14 protein-coding genes are annotated in these 14,802 nt (G+C 47.8%); 8 read left to right on the top strand and 6 right to left on the bottom strand.

Annotated features, from left to right (window positions below; translation table 11 throughout):
* From A3751_RS18010 to A3751_RS18035, 6 genes are all read right to left on the bottom strand, one after another.
* The coding region (locus tag A3751_RS18010) for an MJ0042-type zinc finger domain-containing protein (RefSeq protein ID WP_197466474.1) at positions 1 to 444 on the bottom strand (444 nt) is incomplete at its 3' end.
* 91 nt (positions 445 to 535) lie between these two features.
* Entirely contained in the window at positions 536 to 1,435 is a 900-nt protein-coding gene (gene prmA / locus A3751_RS18015; protein WP_068458410.1) for a 50S ribosomal protein L11 methyltransferase, read from the bottom strand.
* A 15-nt stretch (positions 1,436 to 1,450) separates the two neighbouring features.
* Positions 1,451 to 2,791 (bottom strand): acetyl-CoA carboxylase biotin carboxylase subunit, encoded by a 1,341-nt coding sequence (gene accC / locus A3751_RS18020; RefSeq protein ID WP_068458411.1) that lies wholly within the window; start codon positions 2,789 to 2,791, stop codon positions 1,451 to 1,453.
* A gap of 17 nt (positions 2,792 to 2,808) precedes the next feature.
* Entirely contained in the window at positions 2,809 to 3,249 is a 441-nt protein-coding gene (accB, locus tag A3751_RS18025; RefSeq protein WP_068458413.1) for an acetyl-CoA carboxylase biotin carboxyl carrier protein, read from the bottom strand.
* 20 nt (positions 3,250 to 3,269) lie between these two features.
* Entirely contained in the window at positions 3,270 to 3,710 is a 441-nt protein-coding gene (aroQ, locus tag A3751_RS18030) for a type II 3-dehydroquinate dehydratase (RefSeq protein ID WP_068458415.1), read from the bottom strand.
* 121 nt (positions 3,711 to 3,831) lie between these two features.
* The gene (locus A3751_RS18035) at positions 3,832 to 4,923 is read right to left on the bottom strand and encodes a PleD family two-component system response regulator (protein WP_068458417.1); all 1,092 of its coding nucleotides are present in this window, start codon (positions 4,921 to 4,923) and stop codon (positions 3,832 to 3,834) included.
* Between the two features lie 157 nt (positions 4,924 to 5,080).
* Between A3751_RS18035 and A3751_RS18040 the strand changes: the two genes are divergently transcribed.
* The 8 genes from A3751_RS18040 to A3751_RS18075 form a co-directional block, all read left to right on the top strand.
* Positions 5,081 to 7,060 (top strand): EAL domain-containing protein, encoded by a 1,980-nt coding sequence (locus A3751_RS18040; protein ID WP_197466475.1) that lies wholly within the window; start codon positions 5,081 to 5,083, stop codon positions 7,058 to 7,060.
* Positions 7,061 to 7,075: 15 nt separating this feature from the next.
* Positions 7,076 to 8,095 (top strand): DUF2333 family protein, encoded by a 1,020-nt coding sequence (locus A3751_RS18045; RefSeq protein WP_231871695.1) that lies wholly within the window; start codon positions 7,076 to 7,078, stop codon positions 8,093 to 8,095.
* A 147-nt stretch (positions 8,096 to 8,242) separates the two neighbouring features.
* Complete coding sequence (locus A3751_RS18050; RefSeq protein WP_082863360.1) at positions 8,243 to 9,310, top strand: hypothetical protein; 1,068 nt, start codon at positions 8,243 to 8,245, stop codon at positions 9,308 to 9,310.
* Complete coding sequence (locus A3751_RS18055) at positions 9,307 to 9,840, top strand: DUF6160 family protein (protein WP_068458424.1); 534 nt, start codon at positions 9,307 to 9,309, stop codon at positions 9,838 to 9,840. Before A3751_RS18050 ends, A3751_RS18055 begins: the two co-directional genes overlap by 4 nt.
* Before the next feature lie 4 nt (positions 9,841 to 9,844).
* Entirely contained in the window at positions 9,845 to 12,415 is a 2,571-nt protein-coding gene (locus tag A3751_RS18060) for a DUF6160 family protein (RefSeq protein ID WP_068458426.1), read from the top strand.
* A 70-nt stretch (positions 12,416 to 12,485) separates the two neighbouring features.
* The gene (locus tag A3751_RS18065) at positions 12,486 to 13,439 is read left to right on the top strand and encodes a biotin--[acetyl-CoA-carboxylase] ligase (RefSeq protein ID WP_068458428.1); all 954 of its coding nucleotides are present in this window, start codon (positions 12,486 to 12,488) and stop codon (positions 13,437 to 13,439) included.
* Positions 13,436 to 14,182: a type III pantothenate kinase gene (locus A3751_RS18070; protein WP_068543690.1), complete on the top strand. Its 747-nt coding sequence runs from the start codon at positions 13,436 to 13,438 to the stop codon at positions 14,180 to 14,182. Before A3751_RS18065 ends, A3751_RS18070 begins: the two co-directional genes overlap by 4 nt.
* 3 nt (positions 14,183 to 14,185) lie before the next feature.
* Positions 14,186 to 14,802, top strand: a 617-nt coding sequence (locus tag A3751_RS18075) for an SPOR domain-containing protein (protein ID WP_068458433.1), incomplete at its 3' end; no start/stop codon positions are given.

Raw genomic sequence — 14,802 nt, forward strand, 5'->3', positions numbered from 1 at the left:
TTCATCGTCGGTGTCTTCTTCCGGAAGCTCTTCATCGTCATTGGATTCGGCAGCAAAGGCGTGGGCTTTACTCGTGTCGATCGATTTTAAAGAGTCACTCAGCTGTTCTTCGAACATGCTGTTTTTAGCCTCTTCGAGGTCTTCTGCCGAATCTTCGAAAACTAGATCGTCTTCCTCGGGATGAGGGGGAGCTTGTTCGGCTACATCGGGTGCATCTGGCGTGTTATCTCGATCTACGTTTGCGGATAATTCGTCTTCTGGTATGTCGGCTGCTTCTATCTCGCGATCGCTTTCAGCGTGGCTGTTAATCAGATAGGCAAGAGCATCAAAGACTTCCATGCAAGCGCCGCAACGAACTTTGCCGCTAGCAGCAGAAAGCTGGCTTTCGGTTACTTCAAAAGTAGATTTGCAATGCGGGCAGCGCGTGTATTGCTCAGCGTTCATGCGCAAACGGATCCTTGTACGTCGACAATAAAAACTCTTTATTATCTGCAGTGTAGCGCGTTTTTGGGAGTCTGCGTACTCACCTTTATGGTTATTCGGAGTGCTTTTTTCCTGTTAATCTCGACCAGTCTTCTTGGAATTCTGGGGTGTTCATTTCGAAGCACTGCTGATAATGGACGTTTAGATCTTGCGCCTGTTCTTTGAGGATGCCTGACAGAGCAATTTGTGCTGAGCTCTTGCAGAGTGAGCTAAGGTGGTCGCGCAAGGAGTAGAGCGGCTGCGCTAAGATGTTTGCGATTAATATGTCGGCTTTGAGCTCTGGGCAATCTTCTGGCAAATAACATTCGATTGCTTCTTTGTTTAGATGGTTGCGTTTTGCGTTATCTTGGGTGGCTGTTAACGCTTGAGGGTCAATGTCGATCGCGATAACCCGCTCTGCACCGAGTAATAGTGCTGCAATTCCAAGGATGCCTGAGCCGCAACCAAAGTCGACCACGGTTTTTCCCTTTAAAGTCTGTTTATCTAACCATTCAAGGCATAAAAAGGTCGTAGGGTGCGTGCCCGTTCCAAACGCAAGTCCAGGATCTAATAGCAGATTGACTGCGTCTGGGTTTGGTGGCTCGCACCAACTGGGGCATATCCAAAGCCGTTCACCACAGGAGATTGGCTTGAAGTTCTCGATCCATTTGCGCGTCCAATCCTCGTTCTCGAGTATGTCGACTTGGATGGATGGAAAGCGGTCGTTAGGCGCATAAACCTTAAATACATCTTCGGCAACTTGCTGAATGCGTTGTGTGTCAGAGTCTTGTTCAAACAACGCTGTCAGTGTTGTCTTGTCCCAGACAGGCATTGTTCCGAGGTCAGGTTCGAGGATGGGTTGGTCAGCGCCATCCTGCATCGTTACGGCGACCGCTCCAGCAGCAAGAAGCCCTTCTTCAAGGGCTTCAATGTGTTCCGGTTTAATCTCAGCCTTCAGTTGTATCCAGTTCATACAAATCTCGATTCTTTAAGATTTTAGGAGCTTTTCTAGGTAGTGGATGTTGAAATCAACATTAACGAAGCCTGGGTCATTCGCTAGAATACGGTGAAGAGGGGCGTTGGTTTTTATGCCATCAATCACGAGCTCGTTTAAAGCATTTCTTACTCGGTTCAATGCACTGTTGCGGTCTTCGCTATGGCAGATGATTTTTGCAATCAGCGAGTCGTAGTAGGGGGGGATCGAGTAACCGCTATATAAATGCGAATCTACACGGACACCCATTCCTCCCGGAGCATGAAAGACATTGACTTTGCCAGGACAGGGTATGAACGTTTCGGGATCTTCTGCATTGATGCGGCATTCAAACGCGTGACCTTTGAAGCTGATATCGCTTTGTTGAAGATCTAGTTTCTTGCCGCTGGCGATTTTCATCTGTTCCTTTACGAGATTCACGCCGGTAATCATTTCTGTTACCGGATGCTCTACCTGAATACGAGTGTTCATTTCGATAAAATAGTATTCGCCGTCTTGATAAAGAAATTCGAACGTCCCGGCTCCGCGGTAGTTGATATCAATGCAGGCTTTTACGCAGGCCTCAAAGACTTTTTGCCGTGCAGCCTCGTTGATGTTTGGGGCCGGTGCTTCTTCAATGACTTTTTGATGTCTGCGTTGAAGGGAGCAGTCTCTGTCTCCTAAGTGGATTGCGTTGCCTTGCCCGTCAGCCAAGACTTGTACTTCGACATGCCGAGGACGGTCTAGAAACTTTTCTAGATAGACAGTGTCGTCGCCAAAGGCATTTCTCGCTTCTTGTTTGGTAAGATCTATTGCGGATAGCAACGCGCTTTCAGAATGAACGACGCGCATCCCACGCCCACCGCCCCCTGCGGCCGCTTTGATCATTACTGGGTAGCCAATTTTTTGAGCAATCGCTTTTGATCTGTCAGGGTTGTTGGTAAGAGGGCCGTTGGAGCCCGGTACCGTAGGCACTCCCGCTTCGTTCATTGCCTGGATGGCCGATACTTTATTGCCCATAAGGCGAATAACATCAGGGCTTGGACCGATAAATGTAAAGCCGCTGCGCTCCACTCGTTCAGCGAAATCTGCGTTCTCAGCTAAAAAACCATACCCCGGGTGAATAGCATCAGCATTGGTCACTTCTGCTGCGCTGATAATCGCTGGGATATTCAGGTAGCTCTCTGTGGGCTGATTGCCGCCAATGCAAACTGATTCGTCGGCGAGACGAACATGCATGAGATCCCGATCAATTTTGGAGTGCACGGCGACGCTGGGGATTCCCATTTCTTTACACGCACGAAGAATTCGCAGCGCGATTTCTCCGCGGTTCGCAATAAGTACTTTTCTAAGCATGATTGAGGGCTGGCCTATTACGAAATGCTAAATAGCGGTTGATCGAACTCGACAGGTGCTCCGTTTTCGATCAGGATCTCTGAAATCGTGCCACTCCGATCTGCTTCGATTTGGTTCATCATTTTCATGGCTTCAACGATACAGAGCACATCACCCACATTTACTTCCTGACCCACTTGAACAAACGGTTGCGCTTCTGGTGAGGGGGAGCGATAGAACGTGCCGACCATTGGAGAGTTGATCGTAGGAAGTGCTTGTTCTGTTGTTTGATCCGGTTCCGTCGTGGTTGGAGGTGCCGCCTGTATGACAGGATTTGGAGTCGGTGCAGCGGCGTGTGCGGTTGCTTGACTTGAGCGGCGAGAAATCTTAATCGATTCTTCTCCCTCGGTGATTTCGAGAAGCTCTACATCTGAGTCTTCAATTAGTTCAATTAGTTTTTTTATCTTGCGGATATCCATAGTTTTCTCTCTCAGGCCACTTACGATTGCGCAGTTCGGAGGGCGGATAGGACTGCTGCGTCATATCCGTGAGTTCCGAGGCCGCAGATGACGGCAACCGCTTTGTCAGAAAAATAAGATTTATGTCGAAACTCTTCGCGAGCATGTACATTTGAAATGTGCACTTCATAGAAAGGAAGATCTGTTGCCAAAAGCGCATCTCTCAATGCAATGCTGGTGTGCGTAAATGCTCCAGGGTTAATAATAATGGCGCATACGTCACTCTCTCTTGCTCCATGTGCATGTTCAATGAGTTCGTGCTCAGCGTTACTTTGAAAATGCTTGATTGAAAACGTCGTGCCTTCTGTATGCGTCTCGAGGCGGGTTACGATGTCTTGAAGGGTCTCTGAACCATAAATGTGCGGCTCACGTTTGCCTAGTAAGTTAAGGTTCGGACCGTTTAAAACGAGTATGGAGGGCATTAGGCACTCTTTGCTGACGAATTTTCATTTGACGCCAAGTTTAGTGCTGGTTTCCTTGATACGCAATCGTTAATGCAAGATAGCTGCAGTTTTGCTTATTTTAGGGGCTAAATCCCTCCATTTAGATGGAAGTTGTCTTGTTGTGTTTCAGCAATTTGTTTATTTCTCTCACCAATATTGCCGGTTTGGCTGGCTTGATGAGGAAGGGTGAGTTACTAAGACTTTTCGCCTCATCAACGATGGCCGGATCTTCTTCGGCAGACATGAAAATAATGGGTAAGTTTTTCCACTTTGGATGTTGCTTGAGGAGTTTGGCGACTTCAATTCCATTGCAGTCTTGAAGGTACATATCGAGGAGTAGTAGGTCGGGCTCGTTGAGCTCGAGGCTCGGCAATAAGTTTGATGGCTGGTTGATCGTAATGCAGTCAAATTGGTTCGCCGTTAAGGCGTTCTCTGCATACTTTAGTTGTGACATGGAGTCATCAATTACTGCAATAAGCGGTTTGCTGATGAGGTTAGTGTTGAAGGCTTGATTGATGGCTCTTGTCAGGTTTCTTGAGTTGAGCGTCCCGACTAGCAACGCCTGTGCTTTGCTTCGGACAGCAAGTAACCTTGATTCAAACTCAGGTTCTTCTGAGCTGTAGAAGATGATTGTTACGTCGGTATTTTGCTTTGTCAGCTTTGCAGCAAGTTCGAAGCCAAAGCGCCGCTTTTGATAATCGATGCCAATGACAAAGCATGTTCCGGGGGAAATCTGGCTTTGAATGTCATTGATGTATTTTACCGGGATGGAGTCGATCGCTTCGGGAAGGCTTAGTTCGGCCTTTTTCTCATTGGTGGCAATACATATTTTGGTGATCGGGATGTCGGGTTGTTGCTGATCCAAAAGAGGCTCTGTCGCGAGCTGCCGTTGGATCAGCATCATGGCTTCGGTCATGCCTTTCAGTGCTTTATGTGAAGGTTTGTCTTCAAGGCTTCCAAGTTTGAGAAGGGAGCTTATTTTTCGCGCGCTATCAATGAAAGGTCTGTTCGGTAGTTTTTGAGATAGCTTTGCGAGCTTTTCAGATGTGTCGATGAGTTGGCGCACCTGTTCGCTATCTCTCCAGCCGTTCTCAGCACATGTTTTATAGATCTCCACGGCTGCTTCGGCCTGAGTCGTTACTCTGCGTGTAATGTAGTTGCTCAGCTGCTCTTTTAGCGCTGGTTCGGCCATGTTATTGATTACCACTGCGTCTAACGTTGAACAATTGTCTTGCTAGGCTTCTAAAATTTGTTAGTCTCTACCCATCATTATTGCGCACAATTCATATCTGTCTAATTGTTAAAGCGAAATTGCGAACTTGCGCTCGTGTCCGCGTCAATGGATGAACATGCATAAAACAATTAAAAAACGCTCTTTAAAGCAGCTTGTTCTGGTCTCCGTGGGTGCGCTGGTGCTTTTTTTGGTGGGGCTGAGTGCTTCTCTCAACTTTGCGAATACGCGCATTTACATTGATCAGCAGTTGGCCCGCTATTCCATGGATGCTGCGACGTTTCTTGGTTTGGCTCTTTCGAGCCAAAAAGATGATGAGTCTAATGTTGCCAAGGAGAGAATGATTGATTCAATTTTTGATAGCGGTGACTACGCATCGATTGAGTTTCGTGCCCCAGATGGGCGTGTTGTCGTGCAGAGAGCCTTATCGTCTGAAGACAGTGGCGTGCCTCGTTGGTTTTTAAGTCGCATCAAATTGTCGGATTTTGTAGGTCACGCCAAGGTTATGTCTGGATGGACCCAGCTGGGATCAGTTCATGTTCAGGCGAACCCGGCGCTGGCAGAGAAAGAGCTTTGGTCGCTTTTTAAATCTCAGTTTGTCTTATTTCTTAGTGTTCTTTCGATCGGATTGTCGATTTTATATCTTCTCCTTCGCAAATTGCTTTCCCCGCTTTCGCAGCTCGAGTTTCAGGCTCATCGTATTGCAAGTCGTGCTTTTGATCAGTTAATTGACCCTCCGGCAACGAGAGAGCTTGATGCTGTGGTCCGCTCGATGAACGAGATGTCTGTTAAATTGAAGCGAGTGTTTGACGAGCAGTTGGACGATATCGAGCGACTTCGTGATCAATCGAGAAAGGATGCGTTGACCGGTCTGTTTAATCGAGAGGGCTTCGACTCGAGATTGAAGTCCGATCTTACGGATCGATCTGTCTCCGGCGTAGGTGTACTCGTGTTGGTCATGGTGAACGATTTTGGGCAGATCAATATTGATCATGGTAGGCAAAAGGCGGATGATTTTTTGCTTTCGGTTGCGGAATTACTGCGCAACATCGCTGTCGAATATAGGGGCGCTTATATTTCGAGAAGAACGGGAGCCCAGTTTAGTATTTTCTTGCCTGGTGTTAGCGTGGACGACGCGGAGAATTTGGCTCAACGAGTGCTTTCTAAACTCTTAGGCTTGACGATTCTTCGCCAAGCCTTGCGAGATGACTGGGTCAACATAGGGCTGGCTTCAGTTAACGAAGCCGAGACTGTAGCGAGCCTGTTTTCAAAAACAGATCTTGCGCTCAGGCAGTCGCAGGAGAAGGGTGTTTCTGGCTGGAGGCGTTACGTCTCAGAGGGAAGTGAGGGCTTCTCTGAGGAGGTGCGTCAAGCAAACCACTGGCAGAAAATCTTGCAAGAAGTGCTGGCCAGCAATCAGATTACTTTTTATGAGCAGTCGGTCAGATCGCTTATCGACCATAGCTTGAGCCACAAGCAGGTGCTCTCTCGAATCGAGGTTGATGGTCAGCTGGTTGTGGCAGCAACATTTCTGCCGATGGCTAAACGGTTTGGCTTGATGGTTCTGTTTGACCAGCTGGTTGTTGAGTTAGTGCTAAGTGCGTTGGCCTCGAGTGACAGTCAAGAGCATTACAATATCACTCTTTCGGAAGCGGCTATTGCCGACGAAGTGTTTATGCAGTGGCTCACCCAGCAACTGGAAAAACACAGAACGGTTCTAACGCGAGTCACTTTTGAAGTGCCGGAGCACGCACTTGGTTTTGGTGAAGGTGTCTTGCTCAAACTTTGTGATTTGGGGCGCAAATGGGGGTTTGGTTTGTGCATTGATCGCTTTGGGGTCTCTTCGATTCCGTTTAGCTATCTCCAGAGAGTGAAAGTGACGGCGTTGAAGATTGATCCAAGCTTTATTCGTAATATCCACTTAAATCAGGAGAACCAGTTCTTCTTGAGAGCGGCAGTTCAAATAGCGCATAGTCAGAATATTCAAGTCGTCGCGATTGGTGTAGAAACCGAAGATGAGCTCGCAATGATACGAGAGATAGGCGTTGATGCTGCGACAGGATATATTGTTCAAAGACCTACTTTAGCTCAGTTCTAAGATGAGGAATCGATTTTGTCACGTTTTACCGAAATGATTTCAGGTGTTGGGGGAGGTTTAGGCCGGCCACTTTCTATCGTTATTTCTATATATCTGGTTTTGGTGCTTGTTTTAACGTTTTGGTGGAGTAGTGAGCCCGACTTGTTGCCGCTTGAAAAGATTGTTCAGGGCCAAGCGGGCTTGGCGTTAGATTCTGCACCAGTAGGGGTTGCGACAACATCCAGTTTAGTGGAAGTGGCTGAAACATTGCTCAACAAGCCTGGAGGATATATTTCGAACGATATTTTTCCGCCAGGTGTCTGGATGGACAATATGCCGAGCTGGGAGTTTGGCGTGCTGGTTCAGATTCGTGATCTGGCGAGAGTGATGCGAAAAGAAATTAGTCGCTCTCAAAGTCAGTCGCAAGAAGACGTCAGCTTAAAGCTGGCAGAGCCTCAGTTTCACTTTGACAACGACAGTTGGGCTCTCCCTGCTTCTGAGTCAGAGTACCAGAGTGGAATTGATTCGGTGAAAGATTATCTTTCCCGGTTAGCTGACTCCTCTGCCCCTGACGCGCAGTTCTATGCGCGAGCAGATAACTTGAGTGCTTGGTTGTCAGAGGTTGAAAACCGTTTGGGAGGGCTTTCTAGGCGTTTAAGTGAAAGTGTTGGTCGTCCGTCTTTGGATATGGGTTTGGCCGGAGATGGGAGTGCTGAACAGAGTACGGCGAGTGCCGGTTTTAAGGAAAGTAAAACGCCTTGGATGCAGATCGACAATGTATTTTACGAAGCGCGGGGCACGGCATGGGCATTGATTATTATGTTGCGTGCTATGGAGCATGATTTCGCAAAGGTGTTGAGTGACAAAAACGCATTGGTAAGCTTGCGGCAGATTCGTTTGGAGCTCGAGGCGACGCAGGAGCAAATTTGGAGTCCGATGGTGTTGAATGGTTCCGGTTTCGGCGTGCTTGCTAATCACTCGTTGACGATGTCTTCGTATGTGTCTCGTGCAAGTGCGGCGATTATTGATTTGCGGAACCTCCTTCAGCAAGGTTAAAGATGGTCTTTGCTCGGGGCGGTCGCAATAAACGGCCGCTTCTGCCTAATTTGTGAACGACTGTGAAGAATGGTTTCAGTTCACATGTTTAAATTCTCCTCTCTTTATAATGGCTCTTCTTGATAAATCAGGACGCTGATTCCGTTTATGTTGCATGTATATTGGGCTTTTAGCTGTCTTCGTAATGTTTCTATTGCGCTAGCGATCTCGATCGTTTGGTCCGCTCCTTTGAGCGCCGAACTCGCCGCTTTGACCGATGATGACTTGTCGGAAGTTGATGGTGCGGGGATCGGTTTTGTGATGGAGGATTTTGCTTTTAGTCATGGGCACGATCCATCTGAGGGGAAAGTTTTCAGAATTTCAGGTGTGACAGATTCTGATGGTAACCCGGTCACGATCAATGTAAATCAAATGTACATCGCCCGTTCCGGCAGTGACTATGGTGCGGTGCTTGATGGCGTGAATCTTGGTCGCCTTGATAACCCCTACGAAATCGATTTACTTAATGGCGATGATATTGGTTTGTCAGGGAAGGGGGTTCTTGAAATCGCGGCTCCCCGAATGGTGGATGTTGCTCAGGGATATGATTGTCTTGATCCTGCGGCCCTCCAGGGTTCCGGCACTTGCTCTAGCCGCCCTGCTGACGCGGGGTTTTTAGCTGGTGAGCGCCCTGACTTAGGTGTGGAGCTGGAGATTAATGATCTTGGGCAAGCGCAAACACACTTTAATGTCCATGCTGCAAGCGCAGTTTTTGACGGCTCTTATATTCGATTGTGGGGAGAAGATACCCGCATGGCTGCGGAGTTTCGACTGAATTTTTATACTCCGGCTCTCGAAGTGTCAACGTGTGCCGTTTCAGATTCAGCTTGCACCTCTAAAATGACCATGAGCGACTTTAAGCTTGAGCTTGCTTTGGGGAATACATTTCAGCCTTTGTATATCGGTGCTGATAACCTAACGGGCGGGTTGACCTTCCAGATAGATCAAATGACGACGGACTATCTTGCTAACATTGATACCGCTGGCCAGTCGGATGGTTCGGCGCAAGGAGATATCGCGTACGCCTTTTATGATGACTATTATAGTAATCCGGACTACCGATCTAATATCTCTGTCGATAATATTGATATCGGTGGCACGAGCCTTGGCTCAGCTAAAGTGGAGGGAATACTGATTCAGTATCTTGATGTGCGTTTTAGGGATCTAGAGCCATGATTCGAGTTGGTTTGGCTTTGATGCTGTTTTTTACATCGGTGACCAGCGTGCTTGCTGAGTTGCAATCGATTGAGGACGAGTCTCTTTCTGAGGTGACTGGGCAGAGCGGTGTGTATCTCTCAGGAGATATCTCCATTAATGAGACTGGAGGCCCTTTGGCCGATAGCTATTTTGGATTGTGTACAGATGCAAGTAAGGTGTGTGGGGCTCGTATCGCTTTGCAGACCGAACAGAATGGCGGTTGGTTTGTGATCGACAACCTTCGTGGCGGGATTGCCTTTGAGGGGCTTACCATGCAGATCCGAGAAATTAACTCAGGCTTTGGTGGTGATGGTGCTCTCTTCAATAGGGATGTTTTAGAAATCGGCTTGCCTGAGACAATTCGCTTTGATGATTTTCAGTTTACCTTGGCGGGTAGTTCGACCGAACGGCCAACTGAGGCTGGCTTTGAACAGGTGGATTTGTTCGGCGTTGAGATGAGTGGCGAAGCCGTATTGAAAGGTAATCTGCTTGTTTTTCCAACGGATTGAGTTGATGAGATTTTTCAGACTACACAGCGTGACTAAAGTATTCGGCTTGCCTTTGATGGTTTTAGCGGGCAGCGCTGTGGGTGAGATGCAGGCTCTGGAGGATGATTTTTTGTCCGGAGTGAGTGGTCAGTCTGGTATTACATTGAGCCTTGAAGATAACACGCGTGTCGCCGAAATTGCCTATTTTGATGATGATTCTGGCATCGCTTTTCAGGGTTTTCGTTTGGGGGGGGCTGCAGGCCCGGATGATACATTCAAGGCTCGTATCTTAGTTGATATTCTCGAAGATGGTCGATTGTCCCTCGACTACACTACAGATTCTCTTGTTGTTAATAACGATGCGACAGTTTCGACGGTTGGTAATCAAGCGCGCATAGAGGTAGAAGAAATTCGTTTTATCGACAACCCTGGCGATACCTTGACTGCCGCGATTGCTGGTGCACCAAGTATTGGCGGTTTGTTTTTGGATTTTGAGATCGATGGTTTGACGCTTATTGGAGCGAATGCAAACGCCTATGTCTTCGATGTTGCTTTTAATCTTACGAATGGTCGGTTGGGTTACAGGACGAACGGAAACGAATTCTTTTTGGATAACTTCTCTCTCGACTATTCAGCCCCTGGAACGACTTTAGACTTCAACGGAGCGACTGGAGAAATAGAGTATGTCGCGCCCAGCGTGGATGCAGAGTTAAAAGTAGATGCGGTACGCTTAAGTACCAATCCGAATAACCATGGTGTTACCGCCGATGTGGATAGTGGAATTATTCTTCCGAGTTATGGCAGTCTCTGGACCAAGCTGTCCCTTAGCAAGGCGATTCAGATAGCGGCTGGAGGGCGAGATGGTGTTGAAGGCTTCAATATAGATATGCAGACTACGATCAGTAGTTGGGATCTTGCATGGGGTGATGATAGCAACTGGTCTGATTTGGGCTATTGGTTTGGCGCGCTAGGTGGCGAGGGCACGATTGCATTGTCGAACTTAACGATTGATGTGTTAAATCAGGATCCTGACGCGTTAATCGACCCAGCCCGAGATTATGGTAGCGGTTTGGCGTTGGGGTTCGATACTTTACAAGCGGGATTGTTCTTTGATGCGATTGTTCTTGGCGAGACGAAAGACAACATTGATGCATATAAGGCAAATGCTTCGGCTCCAATTAAATCCTTGGGAGGTTTAGGCGTTAATTTGTTGCTAGCAGATGGTGTGTATGATGCGACGGCGCGGAGTAATCGTCTCCTGTTGCAGGCTGGTGGAAATGTTGATTCGGGTTACCAGGGCTTGCGCATTGATACTGAGTTAAGTGTTGTTAGCCCAAATAATGAGTCCAACCTAGTCTATGTGGAGGACGGTTTTGGTCTGATGTATAGCGGTATAGAAGCCTATATTGATGGCGATATCACTCTTGATGTTACGTCTGATGGTGTGCTTGGTTCAACGCAGTTTTATGATGGCCTAAGGATTGGCTTCGAGGATCTTGATATTGCGTACAGGAGTGAAGGTTTCCGTTTTGGTCGTTCTGCTGACGGGAGTAGCCTTAATAATGAAGAGCTTAGTGCGTCTTATGCCATTCCTGGTGTGTCTGGTTCGCTTTTCGGGCTAGGCTTATATCCTGAATTGGAAGGTCGGTTAAACGGGCAAATAACACTGGGTCCGGGTGGTCGTTTTGGCGATGAAGGGATCGCGATCAATGCGGATATAGAGTTGCGAGATGGTTTGATGGCAACTTATAAACAGACGGATGGTAAAGGGTTCTGGTTGGCCGGCCTTAATATGGATCGTCACTTAAGAGACATGCTTCTCGATGTGACTGAGGATGGGCTCGCTATCTATGAGTCCGAAACTTGGTCGCGGATGGATGTGACTGATTTTCGCATAGGGGACAAGCTGAGTGGGGCGAGTTTTGGCCGAATGGTTCTTGAAACCTATGAGGTTGGATCGGAGAGGGTGTTCTCAGCTGGCGGGGCGGGTGCTGTATGTATCGGCGGAACCGGTATCGATAGCGTAAGCTGTCAAGGTGATGGAGGGCGTTGGGAAGATCGTGGAGAGCAAGGTCTAACGATTACTTCGAAGAGGTTTTTCAAGGAAAGCGTAGAGGCCGAGGGCAAACGTAATCGCTTTACTTGGGAGACTGGACGCAGCGGAGAGGGTACCGCAGGAGTCGTTAATGATAGCGGCATCAAGCTGGTTTTTGACAATTTCACGACGAATGATGGGGATGGTATCAGTGATACTTTTGGTGTTCAGTCGGAGCAGAATGTTGATATAGCTTCGGCGTATGTTGTTAAGAAAGAAGCTGGCGCGGATAGTAATGGTGTTGTTGGTAATCGCGGTGACATCAAGGTGGTCAATGGAGACGGGACTTACCGTTACGTCGATCCGGCAGATATGACCGCGGCCGATTGGGAAAACTTGCCAGTTGCAATGGCGCTGCGTACACGCACGCAATTTAAAGAGCTAGATTTTGGTTCGGTTGACCTTGTTCACCCTACTGGGGGTGAGGCTACTCTTTTGCATGGCTTGAAGTTGCAGAACTTTGATGTGACCAGCGACATTACAATGACTCCGCTGGACTAATACCTCGCACCGCATTGCGCCTGTAAATTTATCCTCGTTATAATCGCTGTCTTTATCAAGGCGGCGAGCTATGCATATTTCTTCCCTCATTCATGCTCTTTCGGATGGTCAGTTTCATTCTGGCTCCGAACTTGGTGCTCAGCTTGGCGTTAGTCGCACCGCGATTTGGAAGGCGCTCGACCATTTAAGTGAATACGGGTTGGAGTATGAAAGTCATCGGGGTAAAGGTTACCGTCTTTTAGCGGCGCTCGATCTTCTTGATATGGATGTCGTCAAGGACTCTTTGTCTGCGTCTGTATGTAAGTCTGTATCCCTCCATCATGTTTTATCTTGTTCTTCGACGAATAGCGACGTCCACAATTACCTTGGAGTGGATGCTCCTTACACTATATTGTTTGCCGAGCAGCAAACCTCTGGGCGAGGTCGAAGAGGGAGGGTGTGGTCTAGTCCTTTTGCTGAGAACCTTTATTTGAGTATGTGTTTCGATTGGGTAAAAGGCACATCTGAGTTACAGGGTTTAAGTATTGTTGTTGGCGTCGCTGTTGCTGAGCTATTGGTAGAGGAGGGGTATCAGGAGGTTGGTGTGAAGTGGCCTAATGATGTTTGGCTTCATGGCAAGAAAGTAGCGGGAATATTGGTTGAGCTACAAGGGGAGGTTACGAGTAGTTGGAGGGTGACTCTTGGGTTGGGCTTGAATACGCATATGTCTCCAAAAGGGGGGGTGGCAATTGATCAGCCGTGGACGTGTCTGTCCGATTATGTCGATCTTAGGCGCTCTGATCTGGCTGCAAGGCTCGTGAATAAGCTGGTGTCCAGTTTAAATGAATTCGCTGAATCAGGTTTTTCTTCGTTTATTGGAAGGTACGCGGTTTTGGATGTCCTAATAGGAAGGTCGGTGATATTGCATGGTCCTAATGTGGAGGGAGTTGTTCGAGGTGTTGATCTAAACGGTGCATTGTTGCTTGAAACGACGTCAGGCCTCGAGTCTTTTCATGCAGGTGAGCTAAGTGTGAGGCCGCTTTGATATTACAGTTCGATGTTGGAAATACGCGCCTCAAATGGAGGCTCATTAATGATCGAGAAGTCTTTGCTCGCGGATCGTCGAGATTGGATCAATTTAAAATGAGTTCGCTTTGCTTGGACGGTGGCATCGATCAAGTCCAGTTGGCAGCGGTTCGTCAGGGGCGTGAGTTTAATGCGTTGGTAGAGGACATAAGTACGACCTATCCTGAGTTGGATATATATCAGGCGGCGGCTGCTGAGCGGTTCGGCCCTGTTAGGTTCGCGTATGAGAATCCGGAAACGCAGGGGGTTGATCGTTGCTTGGCAATGTTGGCGGCATACAGCTTAGTTTCAGAATGCGATCGCTTTGTAGGGGTTATGGTAATAGATGCTGGCTCCGCAGTTACTGTGGATGTATTAAATGAATCGGGTGAACAGGTCGAGGGTTATATATTGCCGGGGCTTGAAATGATGCGTGAAGCGTTGTTAGGGAAAACGTCAAAAATCGCTGACGGTTATCGATTTAAACAAAGGGTTGTAGGTGCATTATCGACAAGAGAATGTGTTGATCGCGGGGTTATGAGAGCATTTATCGAAAGTATGCGGGGGTTTGTGGGCAGTGCTAAGGCGGCTGGCTTGGATCTTGTTATTACGGGTGGCGATGCGAGTAATTTGAAGGATCTATTGGCGAGTGAAGATTGTTATTTTGTCGGGGACTTAGTTCTTGATGGGTTGTTCATCCTGGCGACTAAGGGGTGGGTGTAAGTTATGCGCTGGCTAGCTTTGCTTTTTACCATAAATGTCGTTTTGGCTTTATGGCACTGGAGTGGTGAAAGGCAGCTGAAAGCTGGTCCGAAGTATCAGGTGGCAGATAATGTCATTGAGTTGTCCGTCTCTCCGTTGGGTTCTGGTTGTCTTTTGCTGGGTCCAATTTTCGATGAGGGTGTGGCGCAACAGTTTGACGTTCGATTGCGAGAGTTGAACCGACGTGTGGCTCTTATTAAGCGAGATCGCGAAAAGGCGCCGCGTTACTGGGTCTATTATGGTCCGTTTGGCAGTTACGCTGAATCGTTAAAAGAGCATCGAAAGTTTCGGGACGAAGGTGTTGATAACTTTATTATTACGCAGGAAGATTTGTATGGAGCTTTGTCATTTGGTGTGTTCGAAAACATAGATTCGGCGAAGCGGATGCAGGCGCTAATGCAGGGCAGGGGTTACCGTACATCAATTCGTAATATTTTTAAGTTTGAGAGTCGATGGTGGGTCGAAATTGAAGCTGTTGATCGTGGCGCTATATCTAATAAAATCAATGACATACAGTATGATTTGGGGCTCGCTCTCGAAATGCGAGAATTTTTTTGTAAAACGGTTGCATCAGAAAAACC

It is taken from the genome of Oleiphilus sp. HI0080 (assembly GCF_001635135.1).

Coding starts and splice junctions, on each gene's coding strand:
- prmA (WP_068458410.1), bottom strand. CDS start 1,435: ATGAACTGGATACAACTGAAGGCTGAGATTAAACCGGAACACATTGAA.
- accC (WP_068458411.1), bottom strand. CDS start 2,791: ATGCTTAGAAAAGTACTTATTGCGAACCGCGGAGAAATCGCGCTGCGA.
- accB (WP_068458413.1), bottom strand. CDS start 3,249: ATGGATATCCGCAAGATAAAAAAACTAATTGAACTAATTGAAGACTCA.
- aroQ (WP_068458415.1), bottom strand. CDS start 3,710: ATGCCCTCCATACTCGTTTTAAACGGTCCGAACCTTAACTTACTAGGC.
- A3751_RS18035 (WP_068458417.1), bottom strand. CDS start 4,923: ATGGCCGAACCAGCGCTAAAAGAGCAGCTGAGCAACTACATTACACGC.
- A3751_RS18040 (WP_197466475.1), top strand. CDS start 5,081: ATGCATAAAACAATTAAAAAACGCTCTTTAAAGCAGCTTGTTCTGGTC.
- A3751_RS18050 (WP_082863360.1), top strand. CDS start 8,243: ATGTTGCATGTATATTGGGCTTTTAGCTGTCTTCGTAATGTTTCTATT.
- A3751_RS18055 (WP_068458424.1), top strand. CDS start 9,307: ATGATTCGAGTTGGTTTGGCTTTGATGCTGTTTTTTACATCGGTGACC.
- A3751_RS18060 (WP_068458426.1), top strand. CDS start 9,845: ATGAGATTTTTCAGACTACACAGCGTGACTAAAGTATTCGGCTTGCCT.
- A3751_RS18065 (WP_068458428.1), top strand. CDS start 12,486: ATGCATATTTCTTCCCTCATTCATGCTCTTTCGGATGGTCAGTTTCAT.